The sequence below is a fragment of the Spirosoma fluviale genome, from assembly GCF_900230225.1.
Lineage (GTDB): Bacteria > Bacteroidota > Bacteroidia > Cytophagales > Spirosomataceae > Spirosoma > Spirosoma fluviale.
Genome location: NZ_OCNH01000006.1, coordinates 83,045 through 105,430, shown reverse-complemented (window position 1 = coordinate 105,430; position 22,386 = coordinate 83,045). Strand labels below are relative to the sequence as shown.

Here is a 22,386-nt window from a genome sequence, read left to right as displayed (position 1 = left end):
ATTGGTTTATTTGTGAAAACTAATCTTGTTTTTACGTTATGAACAAAACGGCTACGCCAAAACACCTTTTCGTCGTTACAGCGGCAATCAGTTTACTTAGTCTCCAAAGCTGTGCTACTCTCTTTACTGGAACAAAAGACACTATTCACTTCGAAAGTCAGCCGTCGGGGGCTAAAGTCCAGATTCAGGGCCTTGACGTTGGTCGTACGCCCGTCGACGTGCCCGTAACCCGCAGCATTGCGGCCCGAACCGTGACGATGAACCTTGATGGATACCATCCGCGCACCTTCGACCTAACCAAAGAGTTTAACGCCGTCAGCGTATTGAACCTGTTTGGTATTCTGGGTTGGGGTGTCGATGTAGCTACCGGTGCGGTGATGAAGTACGACCAGAAAGCATACTCGATTGAGTTGGAGAAGAAGAAAGAGACGAATTAGGATTTATTCTCCGCAAATTGTGCGGAGAATAACCCTACTAATCACCGCCCTTAGCTGACTAATGTAAATAGGGAATGTGCAGAAACTAAAACCGAATCAGTTCAATCCGTTATCCCGTTAAGTACCAGTTTAATACCGCTCGTGAATCTCCTTGAGTAACTCGGCGGTGCGACGGCGCATTTCGCTCACGGCTTGGGTGAAGTTGTTGTGCATGATACTGAAGTACAGCAACTTGCTTCGTTTGGTGAGCACGTAGCCGCTCAGGTTGTAAACGCCGGTCATGGAGCCGGATTTGGCAAATACATACGGCTTCCCCTGCATATTCAGGCTTCTCAACGTGCCCGATTGTCCGGCGGCTGGCAATAGAGAAAATAACCGCTGCTGGGGTACTTTAGCATAAATCCGACCAAGTAAACCAATCAGCACGTTAGGTGTGAACAGGTTGTACCGCGAAAGCCCCGAGCCGTCGACCCAGCGGATTGAACCTGCCATTACTGGTGACAGATGCAGGCTGTCGGCGGTTTGACGTAACTCAACCAACGGACTAAGCGGCCCCGTACTGTGTTCGGCGGAGGCCATGAACAGGACCTGCTCGGCGAATTGATTATCGCTCACGTAGAGCATCCGTTTGTAGAGCGAATCGGTCGACGAGCCGCGCAGGAGCCGGGCGTTCGCAACTACGGGCATGTTCACAACGCCAACCGCCCGGTGGAGCGTATCGGCCAGCAATTGAGCCGCTAACTCCCCCGACCACCGAAAGGGTACATCCTGCCGTTTACTTTTATCATTAGTCGGTCGCACAAACTGGTTCGCAAACTCAGCCCGACGTATGCCATTTGACGCATCCAGACGAGTAAACGTGCTATCTGTGAACCGGGCAGGACTTATTTTTCCGGCAGAAAAGCGCACGACATTACCGTAAATCGGAAGCGGGGCCAGTTCGGCCGAGTAATCGTCATTGTAATCATCCCACGCCCAACCCGGCCCAAAACGCGGCCCAGTATAGTTTTCGGGTGAAAAAAACAGCCGCTCCGGCCTACTCCGCAGAAACGCCAGGGCGGTTGTATCGGGTAAATCCGGGTGCAGGAGCAATGGGTTACCCGTTCCCCAGAAAATCAGCGAATCGTTTCGGACAATGTAGCGAAGAGTGGGCAACGAATCCCGAAGAGAAAGCAGACCCGCATAAAAACTAAATAATTTGGTATTCGACGCGGGCGTAAACAGCTTATCGGCGTTGTGCTGAATCAACGCCCGCTTCTGAACAGGGTCATACAGCGCTACCCCTGTAAAATGGTCGGTATAAGTCGGGCTGGTTCGCAGTTCATGGCTAATTCGCCGGGCGGGCGAGCAGCCAATAAAGACTAATAAAAAAAGGAGGGGAAAGAGTAATCTCATACCTGTCTGGGCCAAGCTCCAGCTTGGCCTTATATACCAGAATGCAGAACCTGGGCCAAGCTGGAGCTTGGCCCAGACAAGCAGTTTACTTCTTAACAATCTGCTCACCGGGCATCAGCCACACGCCCCGCGCTGACTGCCCGTAGAAAGACGTGCCGAACGGAATTTCCTGCCGACGGGTACGTCCGTTTTTCAACCGTACCGTAACGACGGGTTTGGCGGCATCGACCGGGGTGAATAGTTGCGGTTGCTGCACGGCAAACAGGCGAAGTGGCCCCCGGTTTTCAGTAACAGCCAGGAGCAGATGGCCCTTCGCATCCGGCAGGCTAACAAGGGCTTTGGCGTTACCAGGCGCGTAGAAACCGGATTGCGCAATGGGTAGCGGCCTGAAATCACCCTTTCCGTCTCCTTTGAGCACGAGGCCGTTGAAGGCATCCATACGTCCGGCTACCAGATCGCTACCGTGTTCATTACCAACCAGCACGGCATCCAGATTTCCATCGCCGTCGACATCCTGTGCCAGCATACCAAAGAGTGGAGCCGTTTGCGCCATGACCGGGAGTGGCCGAACGGCAAACTTCCCATTTCCCTGGTTTTCGATATAACTGCTTTGCATGTAGTTGGCCGTTAGTTTCAACGCCTGGGCGCGTTCTTCTTCGGTCAGGATCTGGCTTATGGTAGCTTCGCCGAACGGCGCATAATTCACGTACCGTTTCTTAATGCCAATCATCTGCTTCACCATATCGTCCCATCCGAAATAAGGGTACTCTTCGTACTGACCTTTGGCGTTTTTGAAGTAGACCGACGGAAAAGCATCATAGAAGCCGTTGTTATCAAAGTCTCCGGCATAAATACGTACCGGGCGTTCGGTGCTGGCGCGGAGTAACGTGTTCAGGCCCATATTCCCCGCCAGATAATCAATATCGCCGTCGTTGTCGAAATCGCCGGGGGTTAGTGAGTTCCAGAAGCCAAGTTTGTCATTGAGGCCGCTGTTTTCAAGAGGCTGCAACTTACCTTTCACGTTATGAAGCATGGTGATGGGTGCCCACTCACTGGCCAGCATCAGGTCAAGGTAGCCGTCGTTGTCGTAGTCGGTCCAGAGCGCATCGCAGGTCAAACCCGCTTTGGTGAGCGTTGGTGCCACCTGCGCCGTAGCATCCGTGAATTTCGGACTTCCTTTCTGACCCGCAACGGCGGACCGATCATTCCGAAGCAGATAGCTCTGAACGCCCATCGGGTATTTGTTGGGTTCAACCCGCCCGCCAACGAACAGGTCAAGATCACCGTCGTTGTCAAAATCTCCGGCTTTCACGCAGGAGCCGTTTACCCGAAAGTCGGGCAGAGCATCGGGAGCTAAGGTAAAATTGCCGTTGCCATCGTTCACGTAGAGCCGGTGGCGCATGGCCTCCTTCATCTGCTCGGGCGAAAACTCGGGGCTACCGCTGGCAATGTATAGATCGAGGTCGCCGTCGGCATCGGCGTCGAATAGTAGCAATCCGGCATCTTCCGATAGTTTGGTTGGCATCGGCCTCAGCACGAAGCGGCCCGATGGCTGTTGCAGCAACAGTTCTGTCGAGTATTTGGAGCTTCCGCCCACAACCATATCGGCCAGACCATCGCCATTTACGTCACCCACGGCCAGCGCCGGGCCATATTCAGTGAGTTTGTGCAACAGGGTTTTCTGGCCATTGAAATCAATAATGTCGTTTTCCTCGTGTCTATAGGTTAATCCCAGATCAGCGGTGACATCCTTCATCAAACTGGCAGGAACAGCAATCGTCTCGTTCGTTTCGCCGGGTCGCGCGTCGGTCGCTTTGAGAACGATCGTCTGGTCGGCGTTGACGCTCGGCAGAATCTGCACCCGACCACCGGGCCAGATTATTTTCAGATTCTTGATGGTCGTATTCTTGCCGAGCCCGAAGTGCGCAATGGGATCGACACTCGACAGGAACCCCCGGTACGGCGTATGCTCGTAAAACTCTTTCCGGCCATCGGGCAAGTCGTATTCGACCGTAGCCCCAAGGCCCATTGGGTTAGCACCATCACCCTTGAATTGAATCCGGAGATAATGCGCCAGTTCCGTCTTTTTGTCGGCCAGCGTATTGCGGTAGACGAAAGCCTCGTCGTCAATGTTGCTCACGACATAATCCAAGTCGCCATCACCGTCGAAATCAGCATAGGCGGCTCCGTTGGCGAAGTTGGGCTCACTCATGCCCCAGCGATCGGTTACATTCTCAAACGTGGCATCGCCCCGGTTGCGGTAAGCGTAGTCACTTACTTTCACCCTCGGCATTTTCTCGGTCAGTTCTTTCCGAAGCGCATCGGTCAGGTAAGTATTCACCGAACTGTAATAATTCGTGAAGTCGCGGTCGGTAATATCGCGGGGAAAGCCGTTGGTTACCAGTAGGTCACGGTAGCCATCCTGATCGAAATCGGCCAGCAACGGCGACCAGCTCCACTCTGTTTCGGCCACCCCCGACAGCATACTCACCTCACTGAAAGTAGGCATGCCTACCTTCGACGTATCTCCGGATGGCCGTACCCCCTGGTTCAGTTGCAGGGTGTTGCGGGCGTACTGGTGTTCGTACCCCAGCCGGTCCCATTCCTGGTAGGCATAATAGCTGCTGGGTCCCATCAGGCTCTTCTTGCGAAGGTTGTCTTCGGGCAGCATGTCCATCACGATAATATCGGCCAGACCGTCGCCGTTTATATCCGCCACGTCATTCCCCATCGCCGATGAACTGGTATGTTTGAACGACTCGTGCGCCCGGTTCGTGAAGGTTCCATCATGGTTGTTCACGTAGAGGACATCACTGCTGGCAAAGTCGTTGGTAACGTAAATATCCTTCCATCCATCACGGTTAATGTCGCAGATGTTCACTCCCAAACCGAAGCCTTCGGCTAATAGACCTGCTTTTATCGTCACATCAGTGAAGTAGGCATGGCCACGGGTCGAGTCGAAATCATTCCGGTAAAGCCGGTCGACGTTGGGCGATGTGCCATCATTGACACGTGCCCGCAGATTAGTTGGATTTTTGGGGTCGTCAATCTGGTCAACCAACACGAACAGGTCTAAGTCGCCGTCATTGTCGTAGTCGAAAAAGGCGGAGTGGGTCGAAAATGTAGTATCGGCAACGCCATATTCAGCGGCCATTTCCCGGAATTTGGGAGCGCCATTGCCATCATTTCCCTGATTGACATACAGCAGGTTGGTCCGGTTCGCAGCTTTTTTGTGAAGCGTTGTGGAGATATACACGTCCAGTTTTCCATCCGCATTGACATCCACCACGGATACGCCCGAACACCAGCGGCCACTACCGCCAACGCCAGCCGTTTGTGTAACATCCTTAAAATGAAGACCCTCACCCGTTTCGGTTTCGTTGATGTACAACCGATTTGGCACCTGATTTCCGGCAAAAAAAACGTCCGGCTTCTGGTCGCCGTTAAAATCTCCGACGCCCACGCCCCCACCGTTGTAGATGTACTGGTAGTTGAGAATATTAAGCGTATCGCTATCGGTGATGGTATTGGCGAAAGTGATTCCGGTATCGGAGGAATCGAGCCGTTCGAAAAGGGGTTTCTCGCGGCATCCGGTCAAGAGAAACAGAAACGCGACGGGCACTATCCAGCCGCTGTTTCGGAAAGATGGTTTCATGAATACTAATGTGCCGTTTTACGGTGGCAGACTAATCAGTTTATCCCCAAATTTACCTATAAAAAATCCCCAAAATTACAAAAGGGCCGTTTTTAATGCGAGGGTTTAGATTAGGTGATGTCAGGTTTTTCAACTTGACACTACGTGAACAGTAGCGTATTTTCGATTGCGTTTTTTGTCATGCTGACGAAGGATGCATCTTCGGTAGGGTACTTATAGGATGCTTCCTTCGTCAGCATGACAAAAAACGTTCACCAGGCAACTTATGGTTAACATCCCTACTTGCGTTTTCGGAACCGCGCCACCATCGGCTGAAGGGTGTTTCGTTCGATGAATAGCATAATGCCGATAAATAGCCCGAATAGCGCCATGTGTACCGGTACGGCAACCCAGAGATTAGCGATGGGATACTGCCAGCACGCCCAGATGAGCAAGCCAGCCCCCACAACATACCCCACCGCTGAGCCGACATTGTAGGGTACAGGATAGTATTTTTCGCCCAGTAGGTAACAAAGCGCCGTCATAACAAACGTCGACGTAACGAAGGCGACGGCGCAACCCATGTAGCCAATTATTGGAATAAGTACCAGGTTCAGTACAATTGTTACCGTTACGCCAATAACCGTGATAAGTGTGCCGTAATACGTCTTATCACTCAGTTTAAACCAGAACGAAATGTTATAATATACGCCCAGCAACAAGTTTCCCAGCAGCAGCAGCGGCACAATGTCGAGCCCTACCCGGTACGCTTTGGACCGCAGAAATAACTGGCCCAGCAAATCGAGGTTCAGACTAACGCCCACCCAGATCACCACGCAGACAATGATGAACCACTTCGTAACCGTTGCCAGTAAAGCGGGGGCCTTTTTGTCTTCGGCCTGGGAGAAAAAGAAGGGATCGGCGGCAAATTTGAACGACTGAATCGCCAGCGCCATAAAGACCGATAGTTTCAGACAACTGCCATAAATACCCAGCACAGCTTCCGACGATAGGCCCGGATAAAAATCGGGCGGTAACGAATGTCGCAGAAACAGACGGTCGGTCAGCGTGTTCAGCACACTCGCCAGGTTGGTGAGCATGATGGGAAACGCGTAGACAAGCAACGCCCGAACTTGTGTGCCATTCAGCTGAAAATGGAACCCGGCAAAGGCTTTTCGGATGATGACAAAGTACAGTCCGTTGCCAAGTAGATTAGCCAGAAAAATATAGCCTGGACCAATCGAAGGTCTATAGATAAAATCGGCGATTGGCTTCAGCGCAGCCATGTATTTGCCTTCGTGAATGTCTTTCGCCAGCACGAGAAAAAAGACATTCAGCGCAACGACAATAACGATGTTTGTGATTTTAGCCCATACGAACTCACGAGCCCGGTTCTCCACCCGCAGCCGGGCAAACGGAATTGCTACAATGGCGTCGATGGCCACCAGCAGGGCCGACCAGTATACGAACCGCTCCTGACCGGGGTAATTTAGCCACTGTGTAATTTCCGTTGCTAAGCTGCACAGCAAAATGGTCGTTAGTACGCTTATCGTGATGACAATGCTGAGCGATTGACTGAAAATACGGTTCTGTTCTTCGGCAGACTTGTCTTTGGAGCGGGCCATGAATCGGAAGAACGCCGTTTCCAGACCCAGGGTGTACACGACCAGTAAAACGCCAATCCAGCTATAAAACTCGACGTTGGAGGCCATAGCGGCCGGTTTCTCAAAGGCGTATGTCTGAATGGGAAGCAGGGCGTAGTTGAGTAACCGACCCAGAATTGTGCTGACACCATACAGTGCGGTATCACTCGCTAATTTTTTAAACGTACTCATGTAGAAATACCCACCCTCTGGTTTCGGCTTTCAGGCCACCGGGCTGACAAAGTTAAGACCTTTGGCTATCTTTGCATCTTAGGTCGAAACAGTCCGAAGCCTGTTTCGCGAAAATTGCTACTTATCTACTGAAACAGCCGGAGCGCGTTCCGGCCATGTCCATGTCTCTCAAAATCTCCTCCGCGCTGATTTCCGTTTTTTATAAAGACGGTCTCGAGCCCCTGGTCCGACTTTTACACGAGCAGAACGTCAAACTATATTCGACGGGCGGCACTCAGGCATTCATAGAACAACTTGGTATTCCGGTTACGGCTGTGGAAGACCTAACGGGCTATCCGTCCATTTTTGGCGGACGGGTTAAAACATTGCACCCCGCCGTGATGGGCGGCATTCTGTACCGTCGGGAAATGCCGGAAGATCTGGCACAAGCCGAACGGCATCAGATTCCACCTATCGATCTGGTAATTGTTGATCTGTATCCGTTTGAAGAAACGGTGGCGTCGGGCGCATCGGATGAAGACATTATCGAGAAAATCGACATTGGCGGTATTTCTCTCATCCGGGCGGCTGCCAAAAATTACAATGACGTGCTGATCGTTTCGTCGCGGAGCCAGTACGGCGACGTGGTGACTCTACTGACTGAGAAGAACGGAACGACCGATCTGACTGATCGCCGTGCGTATGCCGGAAAAGCGTTTACCGTCACCTCTCACTATGATACGGCCATTCAGGCATACTTTGCCGGAGAGCAAGCCTCAAAGGCTGATGCGACCGGTACGGTCTATGACTTCAGGACGATGCCCGCCAGTCACCTTCGGTATGGCGAAAACCCACACCAGCAGGCAACGTTCTACGGTGATCTGGAAGCCATGTTCGACAAGCTGCACGGCAAAGAACTATCGTACAACAACCTGGTCGATGTAGACGCCTGTGTGAGCCTGATCGATGAATTTGTCGCTACGGAAGAAAAAGCGTTTGCCATCATCAAGCACACGAATGCCTGTGGTATTGCCACCGCTCCGACCGCCAAAGAAGCGTACCTGAACGCCCTCGCCTGCGACCCGGTCTCTGCATTTGGGGGCGTGATTATCACAACGGCCACGGTCGATCTGGAAACCGCCGAAGAGCTGAACAAGCTGTTCATGGAAATCCTGATTGCACCCGATTATACGCCGGAAGCCCTCACGCTCTTAAAGTCGAAGAAAAACCGGATTCTGCTGAAGCGCAATGCCGTTGAATTACCGTCGGTTATGTTCAAGACGATCCTAAATGGCGTTTTGGAACAAGATAAAGACAACCAGACCGAAACTGCCAGTCAGTTCACCACCGTTACCGACAAAGCCCCAACCGACAGTGAAGTCCGGGCGCTGGAATTTGCCCTGAAGGTTTGTAAGCACACGAAGTCAAACACCATCGTTCTGGCCAAAGAAGGTCAGTTGCTGGCCAGTGGCGTCGGGCAAACGTCGCGCGTGGATGCGCTTCGGCAGGCCATTGAGAAAGCACATTCGTTCGGTTTTGATCTAACCGGCTCAGTAATGGCATCCGACGCGTTTTTTCCCTTCCCCGACTGCGTTGAAATCGCGGGAAATGCGGGCATCACGGCGGTCGTTCAGCCCGGCGGCTCCATCCGCGACCAGGATTCGATCGACTACTGCAACCAGCATAGTCTGGCCATGGTGACTACGGGGGTGAGGCATTTTAAACACTAACCTTAACCGGGATTTATGTGATTTTTATGACTGACTGTGATTCAAATTGACCAGCTCCGCTTTCATAGAAAACGTAAAAAAAATCATAGTCAGTCAGAAAAATCATATAAATCCCGGTTCAGACATTATGCTCTACACGATCTGGTGCGTCACGTATCTTGTTGTTCTGTACCTGCTGCTGTTTCCCGTCCAGTTTGTGTTTCTGCAACGTGACAGCTGGAAACCGCTGGCTCACAAGACTAATGCTGTTTGGGGCAAACTGTTTTTTTGGGGCATCGGAATACCGGTCCGTATAGAGCATCGCTTTCATCCTGATCCGAAACGGACGTATGTGTTTTGCGCCAATCACTTCTCGTATCTGGACATAGCCGTCATGGGCGTCATTGTGAAAAACTATTACGCCTTTGTGGGGAAGAGCGACGTAAAAAACATTCCACTGCTGGGCTATATGTTCGCGAAGTTACATGTGCAGGTTGACCGGGACAGGCCCAACAGCCGGGCGTATTCACTGGCGAAGTCCATCCGGACGCTAGCCTCGGGCCGAAGCATTATGATTTTCCCCGAGGGCGGTATCCGGGCACCGGAACCACCTCAGATGGTGCCGTTTAAGGATGGCGCGTTTACGATGGCGATTCAGCAGCAGGTGCCTATCGTACCGATTACGTTGGTGAACAACCACCTGATTTTGCCGGATCGAAGCCCCGTTCGCTTTAACTGGCATCCCCTGCGGGCCATCGTTCACTCGCCCATCGAAACAACTGGCATGACCCAGGCCGATGTAGGCCGATTGAAGCAGGAGACATACCAGATTATTGATTCTGAATTGAAAAAAAGTGGCTTCCCAGCCGTCGTACACCAATGAAAGTAGATCACGAAACCTTACATAAAATTGCCCATCTGGCTCGTCTGGAGGTAAAACCCGACGAAGAAGCGGCTTTGCTGAACAGTCTGAACGGCGTGCTGACGTGGATGGAGCAACTCAATGAAGTTGACACCACGGGCGTTGAGCCGCTAACCCACATGTCGGACGAGGTCAACGTGCTTCGGGAAGATGTAGCCGGTAACCATTTGTCACGAGAGAAGGCCCTGTCTAACGCGCCACAGCACGACGATCATTTCTTTGAAGTACCTAAGGTGCTGGAGTAGTGGACTGGTGTAGTAAGTGGAGTGGGTGTAGTAAGTAAAGTAGTCTCCTACTAACTTCCACCACTCCACTTGCTACACCAGTCCACTCACTTCACAACTACACTTACTCCACTAATCCACTGGCCCAACGACTTTCAGGCCGATAACGCCGACGGCAATCAAGAGTACAAAAAACAACTCGCCCCACGACCAGCCTGTCTTTAACCAGAGAACATCGGTAGTTTTCAGAAACACGAGAGAAAGTGCCATCCAAACCGCAAAAGCAGTTGTTGTTGGTATGGTACGCATGGCAATGGCCAGCAGAACTGTATTTACAATACCAAAAACAACGTAAGCTATCCAGGGAAGCAAGGCGGGCAGCCCTACATCAGGTTTGTAGAACGTATCCCAGCGAAGCGCTTTCAGCTCATCCAGCCGCATATACTTCAGCGCGTACATCCACGCCATCTGGCAGGCGGCTGCACCGATCAGATAGACCCACGACAGTGTATTTTCCTTCATGATGGCCCGGCAGTATACAGCCGTAAAGGAAGCGTTTATTCGCCAGCCAATACAACCTGAACCTGTAACAAGATGATTAAGAAATTGTTACGAGTTGCCTCACCTCAGCCATTGCAACGGCCAACTACTAAGCCAGAATCGGCTTCACGATCTTCCCGGCCACATCGGTCAGCCGGAACGGGCGACCCTGAAACTGATAGGTTAGCTTCGTATGATCGAAGCCAAGCAGGTGCAGAATTGTGGCCTGCAGGTCGTGAATATGTACTTTATCTTTGACACCGTAGTAGCCAATATCGTCGGTTTCGCCGAATGAGAAGCCTTTTTTTACTCCGCCCCCCGCCATCCAGACGGTGAACGCTTCGAGGTGATGGTCGCGCCCCATGAACGGCAGGGTTTGTCCATCGCGGTTTTCCTGCATGGGCGTCCGGCCAAATTCACCACCCCAGACCACCAGCGTATCCTCCAGCAACCCACGCTGTTTCAAATCATTGAGCAGGGCAGCTACGGCCTGATCTGACTCCTGGCATTTAGCTTTCAGGCCAATGTCAATAGACCCGTCGGCGCTGGTTCCGTGGGTGTCCCAGCCCCAGTCGAAGAGTTGTACGAACCGGACACCGCGCTCCACCAGTCGCCGGGCCAGCAGGCAGTTTCGGGCAAAAGAACCCTTATTTGGATCGACGCCGTAGCTATCCAGCATATACTGCGGCTCGCTCTTGATGTCCATCGCATCGGGCACCGACATCTGCATCCGAAAGGCCAGTTCATATTGGGCAATACGGGTTAGAATTTCGGGGTCTTTAACCTCGTCGTACTGCTGCTGATTGATCTGGCTAATGGCGTCAATAGTCTGCTTCCGAATGTCGCGGCTTATTCCCGAGGGGTCCGAGGCAAACAGCACGGGGTCGCCGTCGGTGCGGCACTGAACGCCCTGGTAAACCGTTGGCAGGAACCCGCTTCCCCAAACGGATTTCCCCGCGTCGGGTTGCTTCCCGCCGGAAGCCAGCACGATGTAACCCGGCAGGTTGTCGTTTTCAGTTCCCAGCCCGTAGGTCACCCACGAACCCATACTGGGTCGTCCCAGTCGCGCGCTGCCGGTATGCATGAGCAACTGCGCCGGGGCGTGGTTGAACTGGTCGGTGTGCATGGCTTTGAGGAACGAAATATCATCGACCACACCCTGCAAATGGGGCATATAATCCGATACCCAAGCCCCTGACTGACCCCGCTGGGCAAATTTCCCCTGTGGCCCCAGCATTTTGGGCGTCCCCCGAATAAACGCAAACTTCTTCCCTTCGAGCAACGCCTGCGGACAGTCTTTGCCGTTGTACTTTGCCAATTCGGGCTTATAATCGAACAGCTCCAGCTGACTCGGCGAACCGGCCATGTGGATGTAAATGATTCGTTTAGCTTTGGGAATATACTGCGATGGATGCGGGGCCGTTGGTTCGCCAGAAGGCAATGCAGAGCCAACGGCATTTGACTGCGGGTTTTCTTTTCCGAAAAAGCCGCAACTTCCCAAGACAGAACTGAGGGCCATAGCACCCAGACCCGTTGAGCAGGTATGAAGAAAATGACGCCGGGTTTCGCGCTCAGCGGCAGCCTGCTGGAGTTCCTGAATGAGTTTGTTCATGTTGTTAGAGAAGGGGTACTATTCTTTCGTGATCACCTCATCCAGATTTAGCATCGTGTTGGCCGTAACCGTCAGCGCGGCCAGCTGGGGCGAAACGGCGGAGCAGTCAGCACCAGGGCGATCCAGCAGTTTATCCACTTCGCCGGGTTTCTGCCGGTAATATTGTTCGGTTGCTCGGTAAAGACGGACCAGCACAGCCAGCTTCTTAGGAGGTAAGTCGCGCAGCATGACTTGCCGAAAACCGGCCTGAATCTGTTGCTCCGGCGTTTGTCCCTGCGAGCGCATGTAGCTAGCCAGATGTTCGGCGGCTTCTACATACACCGGATCGTTCAGCGTTACCAGCGCCTGTAAGGGCGTGTTGGTGCGTAATCGCCGGAGTTGGCAAAACTCCCGGCTCGGACTATCGAAGGTAACCATCGATGGATAAGGGGCGGTGCGTTTCCAGTAAGTGTACAGCGCGCGCCGATGCAGGTCTTCGCCGGTGCTTTGCTTCCAGGATTCGCCGTCGTAAGGCGACTGCCAAATGCCGTCGGGCTGGATGGGCATCACGCTGGGACCGTACATTTTCTGGCTCAGTAGCTTACTCACCGCCAGCGCCTGATCGTGGACAGCCTCGGCCGATAGCCGAACGCGTGGTCCACGCGCCAGCAGTTTGTTGAACGGGTCTTTCGCCAGCATCTCGGGCGTTGCACTGGACTGCTGCCGATAAGTGGCAGACAGCACCATCCGCTTCAGGAGTTTCTTGACGCTCCACTGATCGGTTTCCATGAACTCAGCCGCCAGATAATCCAGCAATTCCCGGTGCGTTGGCTGAATACCCTGCGTACCCATGTCCTCCACGGTTTCAACAATGCCCGTCCCGAATAGCTGCTCCCAGAAACGGTTCACCGCCACCCGCGCCGTTAGCGGATGCTCCCGGCTCACTATCCAACGGGCTAGTCCCAGCCGATTTTTGGGTAATTTAGGTTCCATAGCCGGAAACGACTTCGGCACATCGGGCGAAACGCGTTTGCCTTTCACCATCCAGTTGCCCCGTTCGAAAATATGCGTTTCGCGGACCAGATCGCCCGAACCGTCGAGCATGATGGGCGTTTGTTCAGCATCTGCATTGAGCAGCTCCAGCAACAGTTTGTCCTTTTCGCCGATGGCATTCTGCGGCTGTCCGGGTAAAACGGGCGTAAACGCCACCCATTTTATCTGCACCCAATCTTTTGGCTTTTCCGGGCTGTTCAGCGATAAGTACAGATTATGCCGACCCTGAACGGCGGGCAAGGCAATCATTTGCACGGTATCTTTGCCCGGCTTGGGCGTTGGAATTTGAGCCAGAATCGGGCCGTCCGGCTTATCCTGACGAAGCGTAACCGTGGCGTTCGTCGCTTTGGTGCCCCACTTGATCAGCAACCGAGGGCGACCGGTGAGGGTCACGTTCTTGATCCGGCAGGAACCCTTGTCCTGAAAACCGAAATACTTGGCATCCAGCAATGACGCGTTGACGTACTGATCGAAGTCGTGCGAATTGATTTTGGGTTCAACGGTTCGCAATAGATGCGTAACCTGCGCAATGGTGGCCTGGGCCTGTTTGGGCGTGGGTACGGCCGATGCAATGTATTGCTGTAAGTCAAGTACCTTGAGCGAGTCGGCAGGTTTGTAGAACCGGAGCGTGGGCGTATCGCTCGTTACATCTTCGTCGCGGGTGTTGTTGAAGAAGGCGAGGTACTTGTAGTATTCATCGTGCGTGAAGGGGTCATACGGGTGGCTGTGGCACTGGATACAGGCGAAAGTTGTTCCCTGAAACACATCCCAGGTGGTGTTGACCCGGTCGATCACGGCCGCCGTCCTGAACTCTTCGTCTTGCGTGCCGCCCTCATCATTGGTCATGGTGTTGCGGTGGAAACCCGTCGCTACGAGTTGATCGTCGGTAGGATTTGGCAGCAGGTCGCCCGCTAATTGCTCAATGGTGAACTGGTCGAAGGGTTTATCTTCGTTGAATGCCTTGATAAGCCAGTCGCGGTAGCGCCAGATCTTGCGGCCGGGGTCGCGTTCATAACCTTTGGTATCGGCATAGCGGGCCAGATCCAGCCACATACCCGTCCAGCGTTCGCCATAAGCGGGCGATCTTAGCAAGCGGTCAACGACTTTTTCGTAGGCGTTTGCTGATTTATCCGCCAGGAAGTCGGCGGCTTCTTTTTCTGTAGGGGGTAAGCCGGTCAGATCGAGCGAGACGCGTCGGATGAGCGTGGCCCGGTCGGCTTCGGGCGAGGGTTTGAGACCATCCTGCTTGAGTTTATCCAGAATGAAATGGTCTATTTCATTTGTAGCCCAGTTCGTTTCGTCATTTTCGGCAATACCCAGGCGACTCCATAGCGTACCGATTTTGGGTACTTCGGGCTTTTGAACGGGTTGATACGCCCAATGGTCACCCCACTCGGCACCCTGATCGATCCATTTCCGAAGCAGGTCAATCTCGTCGGGTTTTAGGGCGGGGTGGTCCAGCGGCATCCGCTCATCGGGGTCCGATAGGGTCAGGCGACGAATCATCTCGCTTGCATCGGCATCGCCGGGAATGATGGCGGGTTTGCCAGACTTGGCCGGAGCAAGGGCTTCGTGTTTGAAGAGCAGGGAAAAGTCAGACGCTTTTTTTACCCCGCCATGACAAACAATGCAGTTCTTGTTGAGGAGCGGTTTGACCTGGGTATTATAATCCACCCGTTTCTCAAAAAAACCGAGAAACGACGACAGCATCACCGTGGTACCGATGCCTAATGCGCCAAAGAGAACCCAGCTAGTTTTCATACGATTCAGACATATAGCGAGTTGCGACCATTAAAAGCAGGAAGACGGGCATTTGTAACTATCCAAATGCCGATTAACTGCAATTTAAACGATTCTCAGCCATAAAGTATTCTGTATGAATCACTAACGGCAGGAAAAATCACCTCACGCGTACATCAACCTGCGCCGTATCATCTTCGCCATTGGTTATACCATTACCCGGCATAGAATCTGGGTCGGGTACGCTGGCGATTACTACCTGAGCGGAACAGACGCCCCTGCCAACAGCGGTAACGCTGGCCCGAAAACGAAGCGCGCGACTACTACCCATTGCTAAACTGCTCACTCCAACGACCGGACTGCCGCCAGACAGTATAAAATCATCGCCCGGAACGAATGTTTGTCCCGCTGGCAAATAAGCAGACATACTTAAGCCGGTTGCCGTTAATCCGCCCTGATTCGTTACCGTTAGCGTATACAAAATGGTATCGCCAATAGTCGGTGTCCGATTATTGACAGACAGAGCAATACTCACATCGGCTTTTGCCGGATCGGGAGTGGGCTGATTACTGCTGACGGTGGGCAAAGGCACCTGGTTGGGGTTGGGCGATATAAATACGGCTGAACTGGTTTGACGAGTCCGAAAATCCAGTTCAGCGGCATCATCCTGCCCATCGCCTGTGCCGGAGTTGGGCTGGCTATCCGTGTCGACACTGGCAGAACTCGATATTTCGGCTGCATTCTGAAAGGTACCGGCCAGTGTAGGTTTTGCCGTAAAACTCAGCATTCGGGTTGCACCCGGTATGATGTCGATGGCGGCACTGGTGAGGACCGCTCCGGTTAGCGTAAAATCACTCGATGAAACGAACGTCAGGTTGGCAGGAAGGCGGTTGCGTACAACAACGCTTCTGGCCAGACCCGGCCCCTCGTTCCGAACGGCCAGACTTACGCTTACGGGTTTGTTGACCTCCGGCGTTCGCTGATCAATGCCCATCGTCAGATTTACATCGGCCTTGTTTGTCAGCAGAAAAAGGTTGGAGGGCACGCCGGGCATGGCTGGCGATGAGGCCACCACCCGCATTTGATACCGGCCGCTTTGGAGAGAACTGGACAATGTCACACTGATTGGGCTGCTGGTACCGGTCCCAAGCACACTCATGTATTGGCCTAGGGAATCCAGCAACTGTACCTCCCATTTATTATCGGCCTTGAATGTACCCAGCGTAGAAAACGAAACGGGAATCGTTGCGCCGGGCGGTACATAAGCCGCTACATTACCGGTTACGGCAAACTGGGCCGGGGTAATGGGCTGGGCATTCTGAAAAAATGAATTGTTGAGACTGTTGCTCCAGTTTCGGGCAAACCGCGACAGACCCATGTTGGCTGGAATGGGCTTGTTCAGGTAGTACTGCGGATGGGGCGACAAACGCGACACATTACGAAAGTGCCCATCAACCGTCCCCGCAGCCCGGTTCTGAATAGTATCGTTGAGTGGCCCCTGAAAAACATTGAATCCGGGCGTATCGATTACGGCCTGCTGCTGAGTCACGACATCCGGATAGGTAATGCGACCGTTAAACGATACACGGGCCACCATCCACGGCATACTCCACCCGTTAAAATCGGATCGCGATTTAGCGATAACGGCCCGAAGCTGATTGGCATAATTAGGAATGCTCGACGCCGAAATATCCCCTTCGGCCTCGCCCTGATGCCACAAAACAGCCCGAACACCAGCTACTGACCCATAATAGCGAAGCACATTTTTCAGGTTGGTGTAAGGCTGTAAGTTGGGCCAGTCGCCACCAACGCAGTAATAGGCATTACAGGCGGCTACGCCATTGGCCGTCTGGTACCAGTTATCTATGGTCGACGCATCCCAGCCAGCCACATAAAACGCAACGGGCACATTGTACCGATTCACAATGTAATCGCCTAGTTCGCCCCACCCCCAGGAGCTTTCGGCCATTGGAAAAATTCGCCGGGTGGCCGTAAGGGCTTTATACCGGGGCACCGGCATCGGGTCGCCGGACGAAATCAGGGCCGGTAACGAAGGCGGCTGGGGATAATAGTGGTTGATGGAATCGATGGCATTGACGCGGTCGGTATTGGTACCGAGGTCATTATCGCCGATACCCAGCCCACGCGAGTTCGATTGCCCCGCCGTAATAAACACTTCGCCAATGCCAACCGGCTGTACGCTGGCCTGTTCGACGACGGTGCTGCCCACGAGCGTACGTACAGTGAGCACATACCAGCCCCCGGTAGCCGTAATATAGCCCAGAAAAAGGTTATTGGTAGGTGCCGTTTGCACCGTTTGCCAGGCCGTAGCTACTCCCTGACCAGCCACAGCGGGCGTTAGTTGGGCCTCAACCCGGTCTACCGTTCCGGTAAACCGTCCGGACAAATACAATCGACCGTTACCATCGGTCCCACGCTGCACTACAAGCCGAGCCATCGGGTGAGAAATCTGAAGCTGAGCCGTAGCCATCAATGGCCAGCCAATGAGCAAAACAGCCCATCTAAAAAACGTAAGCATTCGCGGTGGGTAGATAAAATTACCGTGAAAATACGGGAAAGATCGGCTAGAAGGCTAAGTAAAAACCTACCGATTCACTTTCTGCCGATTAACTACTACAACTAATTGATTTAATGTGCTCAGTGTTAGAGGCTTCATAAAAACCTTCTGAAATCTATTTTACCAAGTGGTCATGTAGGCAAAAAAAGAGTTTCCTGTAAGGCTGAATAAGTGAGTTATTTATTCAGCCTTACAGGAAACTTCATTAACTGAATAACTACACTTTTCCTTTAAGGTAACGGGCAGTGTGGTTGCTGTCGTCCAGCTTTACCATCTCTTCGGGTGTGCCGGTGAAGGTGATATAGCCCCCCGTTTCGCCACCTTCGGGACCGATGTCGATAATATGGTCGGCGTTTTTGATGACTTCCATGTTATGCTCGATGATGATGACCGAGTCGCCCTGATCGACCAGCGCGTTGATGGCCGATAGTAATTTACGAATATCGTGGAAGTGCAGCCCCGTTGTGGGTTCGTCGAAGATGAACAACGTGCTCCCTTTGTTCGGGTTTCCTTTGCCCAGGAACGATGCCAATTTTACGCGCTGGGCTTCTCCACCCGACAGCGTATTAGCCGACTGTCCCAGACCGATGTACCCTAGTCCTACATCCTGCAGCGGCTGGAGCTTATCCGCCATTTTGTTGTCGACTTTGCGGAAGAACTCAATGGCCTCGTCGACGGTCATGTCCAGGATGCCCGAAATGTTCTTGTCATGCAGCGTTACCTCCAGCACTTCCTGCTTGAAGCGTTTGCCGCCACAGCCTTCGCACTTGAGGTAAATATCGGCCATGAACTGCATTTCGATCTTTACTTCGCCCTCGCCCTGGCATACTTCACAGCGCCCGCCATCGACGTTGAATGAGAAATGGCTGGGCTTGTACCCGCGCGATTTCGATACGGGCTGGTCGGCCATTACCTGCCGGAGGTAATCGTAGGCTTTGATGTACGTAACCGGATTCGACCGGCTCGATTTACCGATTGGGTTCTGGTCGATCATTTCAACCGACGAAATCCGGTCGAGCGAACCGCCGAGACTGTCAAATTTACCGGCCTCTTCGGTGCCTTCGCCCCGTTGCCGCATCAGGGCCGGGAACAACACTTTTCGGATCAGCGTACTCTTACCCGAACCCGACACGCCCGTTACAACCGTTAGCGTGTTGAGCGGAAACCGCACGTCCACACTCTTGAGGTTATTCTCCCGAGCGCCCTTCAGTTCGATAAAGCTAGTCGCCTTCCGCCGGAAAGTCGGCACCGGAACGGTTTCCCGCCCCGTAAGGAAGTCGATGGTATGTGAATTTTTGAAGGAGTTAGGAGCGAGGAGCGAGGAGTGAGGAGTTGCTGACGCATCCGTTTTTGCTGACCGCACCGGCGGACCGGCGTCAGCAACTCCTCGCTCCTCGCTCCTCGCTCCTAACTCCTTAATATCCTGCCATGTCCCCTGAAACATGAGGTGCCCACCCAGCGAACCGGCGTCGGGGCCAATGTCGATGAGTTGGTCGGCGGCACGCATGACCTCTTCCTCGTGCTCCACCACAATCACGGTGTTGCCCATGTCGCGGAGGGTTTCCAGAACACTCACCAGCCGCTGGGTATCGCGGGGGTGTAACCCAATACTAGGTTCGTCCAGAATGTACATGGAACCCACCAGCGCCGAGCCAAGGGACGTAGCCAGCTTGATGCGCTGGTATTCGCCCCCCGACAGCGTATTGGTCAGACGGTTAAGTGTCAGGTAGCCCAGCCCAACGCGCTCCATGTAATCCAGCCGGTTACGGATCTCGATCAGTATTCGGTTGGCTACCTGCTGCTGGTGTGCGGGCAGTTCCAGATCTTTAAAAAACGCCGTAACGTGCGTCAGCGGCAGCAGCACAAGGTCGGTAATGGACTTCCCGCCTACTTTTACGTAGCCCGCATCCTTCCGCAGCCGCGAGCCCCGGCATTCCGGGCAGGTCGTTTTGCCCCGATAGCGCGACAGCATCACCCGATACTGCACCTTAAACGTCTGGCTTTCGACGAAGGCAAAGAATGAGTTGATTCCGTCGAAATACTTATTTCCGGTCCAGAGCAGCTCCTGCTCGGCGGGCGTAAGGTCTTTGTACGGGCGATGAATCGGGAAATCGAACCGGATTCCGTTTTTGAGCAGTGGTTTCAAAAACTCTTCGCTCATTTTCTCGCTCCGCCAGGGCGCAATGGCCCCTTCAAAGACCGACAGATTTTTATCGGGAACGACCAGGTCCGGGTCGATACCCAGTACCTTGCCGAAGCCATCGCACCGGCGGCAGGCCCCGTAGGGATTGTTGAACGTAAACAGGTTTACGCTTGGCTCTTCGAAGATAATCCCGTCGAGCTCAAACTTATCGGAGAAAACCCGCGACTCTTTGCCCACAACATCCACCCGGCAAGTGCCTTCTCCTTCGCTGAACGCCGTTTGTACGGAGTCTGAGAAACGGTACTGGTTGTCTTCATCCGGATTACCATTGTCATCATACAGCACCGTTCCGCGATCAACGAGGATTTCGAGTGAAGCCAGTGAAGCGTGATCTGTTAAGAGTGAAGCATACTCACTGTTGTATTCTTCATTCTTAACTCGCAACTCTTCATTCTCCAAAATATCTTCGATCTGCACTACCCGGCCATCCGCCACAATACGGGTGTAGCCTTTCTGGAGCAGGATATTGAGTTCGTAGGGCAGTGTTCGGTCTTCGCGGATGCGCAAGGGTGCCATGATCATCACCCGCTGACCAGCCTCATACGCATACATAAAGTTGACAACGTCCGTAACCGTATCCCTTCGAACTTCGTGACCCGAAACAGGCGAGTAGGTTGTTCCCGATCGGGCGAAGAGCAGCTTCAGGTAATCGTAAATTTCAGTGGAGGTGCCTACTGTTGAGCGGGGGTTGCGGGTCGATACTTTCTGCTCGATGGCAATAGCGGGCGACACCCCCTTGATGTACTCGACCTCGGGCTTTTCCATCCGCCCCAGAAACTGCCGGGCGTAGCTGCTCAGGCTTTCGACGTACATCCGCTGGCCTTCGGCAAAGAGCGTATCGAACGCCAGCGATGACTTGCCGGAACCAGACAGCCCGGTCAGGACAACTAATTTGTTGCGTGGAATAGCAACATCAATTCCTTTAAGATTATGTACTTTCGCCCCTTTAATAATAATGAACTGTTTGGGGTCGAGCTGGTCAACGGAACTAAAGCGTTCGGTTTCCGTAGTCTGAGTCATTCTGAAGTAATGAGGGTAAACTCTATCTAGATTTTAACGGTTTATTTCAGAATATGGTTTCTCCTGACTGGTTAAAACGGGCCGGGGAGCCTAATAATAATCTGCTTTGCAACAGGAGTCGGTTTAATGCCGTATTGAGTAACGAAAGAAATGGAGTTTACGCAGGAAGACCTTATTAGCCTGATCGTTGCGCTGGTTATTGGCGGAACCATAGGTGCCGAGCGCGAGTATACCGGCAAGTCGGCCGGGTTACGCACGATGATCATGATTTGCGTAGGCTCCGCCCTGTTTACGATGATTTCGGGTCGTATTGGCGGCACCGGCGACCGCATTGCAGCTAATATTGTAAACGGGATTGGTTTTCTGGGGGCGGGCATTATTTTTCGGGAAGACAACCGGATCAAGGGACTTACCACAGCCGCTACCGTTTGGGCGGTGTCGGCACTGGGCATGTGCGTGGGTTCGGGCCATTACGACCTTGCCGTGATCGGGTTCGTCTTTATCCTTGGGTCGTTGCTCGTGTTACAGGGGTTATCGAGCCGCATCCAGAAAATGAACCAAACGCGTGATTATAAGATTGTAACAGCATTTCACAACAAGACGCTGAAGCAGTACGAAGACCTTTTTAGTGAGTTCAAGCTCAAATCGACTCGCAACCAGCAACAGCGCATCGGGGCCGAAATTATTGGCAACTGGCGGGTTAGCGGTTCCGAGCAGAACCATGAAAAGTGCATTAAACGTTTGTTGAGAGACCCCGAGGTAAAAGAATTTACCTTCTGATTTCGTTATGTACACAGAGTTATTATATCGCCTAAAACACCATGAATCATATCCAAAAGTTACTCTTTATTACGGCTTTATTAACCAGCAGTATGGCTTTTGGCCAACTTACCGAAGATCCCGACGACCGCCGGGATCAGGGCAAAGACCCGCTTCGGACCCAAACGCCGGAAGGCCGACCCTTACCGTTTGGCCAGCGGTTGCGGTTTGGTGGCGGCATCAATGGCTTTCGTTTCGGTAATCCATTCAGCCTGGGCGTTTCGCCGGTTGTTGCCTATCAGGCTACCGAACGGCTGATTGTCGGGCTTGGTGGCAGTTACACATACACGCGTTACAAAGCATATACGAGCACAAACACTACAGTTCCGTATCGAACACTTAACCAATATGGCGGACGGGGCTTTTTGATGTACGAGTTCATTCCATCCATTCTGCCGAACCTGTATTTACACGGTGAGGTTGAGAGTACGACTATAAAAGACAAATTTGAGCAGCCCGGCTTACCAGCACCCGCTACGTATAGCATGACAGCACCCCTGGTAGGTGTAACGTACTCACAGCCTATTTCCCGACGATTTGGCGTCAACTTAACGGCCCTGTATAATTTGAATTACTCAAATACGGGCGCATCTAATTTGATTTACGGTAGTCCCTTTGTACTGCGGCTATCGTTCTTTTAAGTCGATACCCGCACATTTGTGAACCCATAGGATTGTTAACCACAGAGCGCACAGAGGTTTCCATGC

The 22,386-nt window shown here is 52.9% G+C and carries 14 protein-coding genes; 6 read left to right on the top strand and 8 right to left on the bottom strand.

From position 1 onward, the window contains the following. Positions 1–38 precede the first annotated feature (38 nt). Positions 39–437, top strand: coding sequence for a PEGA domain-containing protein (locus tag CRO74_RS25390; protein WP_097130135.1), 399 nt, complete (start codon positions 39–41; stop codon positions 435–437). A gap of 129 nt (positions 438–566) precedes the next feature. Here CRO74_RS25390 and CRO74_RS25385 read toward each other — a convergent pair whose 3' ends face one another. The 3 genes from CRO74_RS25385 to CRO74_RS25375 all read right to left on the bottom strand — a co-directional run bounded on the left by CRO74_RS25385 (position 567) and on the right by CRO74_RS25375 (position 7,301). After that, positions 567–1,832 carry a D-alanyl-D-alanine carboxypeptidase gene (locus CRO74_RS25385; RefSeq protein ID WP_097130133.1) on the bottom strand — a complete coding sequence of 422 codons (1,266 nt, stop codon included), beginning with the start codon at positions 1,830–1,832 and terminating at the stop codon, positions 567–569. Positions 1,833–1,917: 85 nt separating this feature from the next. After that, positions 1,918–5,487, bottom strand: coding sequence for a CRTAC1 family protein (locus tag CRO74_RS25380; RefSeq protein WP_097130131.1), 3,570 nt, complete (start codon positions 5,485–5,487; stop codon positions 1,918–1,920). A 278-nt stretch (positions 5,488–5,765) separates the two neighbouring features. Further along, on the bottom strand, positions 5,766–7,301 hold the full coding sequence (locus tag CRO74_RS25375; RefSeq protein WP_097130129.1) for an oligosaccharide flippase family protein: 1,536 nt from the start codon (positions 7,299–7,301) through the stop codon (positions 5,766–5,768). 161 nt (positions 7,302–7,462) lie between these two features. On the opposite strand from CRO74_RS25375, the gene purH reads away from it, so the two are divergent. The 3 genes from purH (at position 7,463) to gatC (ending at position 10,156) form a co-directional block, all read left to right on the top strand. After that, positions 7,463–9,010, top strand: a complete 1,548-nt coding sequence (gene purH, locus CRO74_RS25370; protein ID WP_097130127.1) for a bifunctional phosphoribosylaminoimidazolecarboxamide formyltransferase/IMP cyclohydrolase — start codon at positions 7,463–7,465, stop codon at positions 9,008–9,010. 127 nt (positions 9,011–9,137) lie between these two features. Beyond that, positions 9,138–9,872 carry a lysophospholipid acyltransferase family protein gene (locus tag CRO74_RS25365; protein ID WP_097130125.1) on the top strand — a complete coding sequence of 245 codons (735 nt, stop codon included), beginning with the start codon at positions 9,138–9,140 and terminating at the stop codon, positions 9,870–9,872. After that, positions 9,869–10,156 (top strand): Asp-tRNA(Asn)/Glu-tRNA(Gln) amidotransferase subunit GatC, encoded by a 288-nt coding sequence (gene gatC, locus CRO74_RS25360; RefSeq protein WP_097130123.1) that lies wholly within the window; start codon positions 9,869–9,871, stop codon positions 10,154–10,156. The genes CRO74_RS25365 and gatC overlap by 4 nt, the downstream gene beginning before the upstream one ends. Before the next feature lie 111 nt (positions 10,157–10,267). On the opposite strand, the gene CRO74_RS25355 is transcribed toward gatC, so the two are convergent. The 5 genes from CRO74_RS25355 to CRO74_RS25335 form a co-directional block, all read right to left on the bottom strand. Further along, positions 10,268–10,657, bottom strand: a complete 390-nt coding sequence (locus CRO74_RS25355; protein WP_097130121.1) for a DMT family transporter — start codon at positions 10,655–10,657, stop codon at positions 10,268–10,270. A gap of 127 nt (positions 10,658–10,784) precedes the next feature. Beyond that, a complete protein-coding gene (locus tag CRO74_RS25350) occupies positions 10,785–12,287 on the bottom strand; it encodes a DUF1501 domain-containing protein (protein WP_097130119.1) in 1,503 nt (500 codons plus the stop codon). An 18-nt stretch (positions 12,288–12,305) separates the two neighbouring features. Beyond that, entirely contained in the window at positions 12,306–15,080 is a 2,775-nt protein-coding gene (locus tag CRO74_RS25345) for a DUF1553 domain-containing protein (RefSeq protein ID WP_097130117.1), read from the bottom strand. 139 nt (positions 15,081–15,219) lie between these two features. After that, positions 15,220–17,598, bottom strand: a complete 2,379-nt coding sequence (locus CRO74_RS25340; protein ID WP_097130115.1) for a sialate O-acetylesterase — start codon at positions 17,596–17,598, stop codon at positions 15,220–15,222. A 256-nt stretch (positions 17,599–17,854) separates the two neighbouring features. Beyond that, the gene (locus tag CRO74_RS25335; RefSeq protein WP_097130113.1) at positions 17,855–20,860 is read right to left on the bottom strand and encodes an excinuclease ABC subunit UvrA; all 3,006 of its coding nucleotides are present in this window, start codon (positions 20,858–20,860) and stop codon (positions 17,855–17,857) included. A 150-nt stretch (positions 20,861–21,010) separates the two neighbouring features. On the opposite strand from CRO74_RS25335, the gene CRO74_RS25330 reads away from it, so the two are divergent. Further along, positions 21,011–21,640, top strand: coding sequence for an MgtC/SapB family protein (locus CRO74_RS25330; RefSeq protein WP_097130111.1), 630 nt, complete (start codon positions 21,011–21,013; stop codon positions 21,638–21,640). Positions 21,641–21,681: 41 nt separating this feature from the next. Continuing rightward, positions 21,682–22,320, top strand: coding sequence for a hypothetical protein (locus CRO74_RS25325; RefSeq protein WP_097130109.1), 639 nt, complete (start codon positions 21,682–21,684; stop codon positions 22,318–22,320). Positions 22,321–22,386 lie beyond the last annotated feature (66 nt).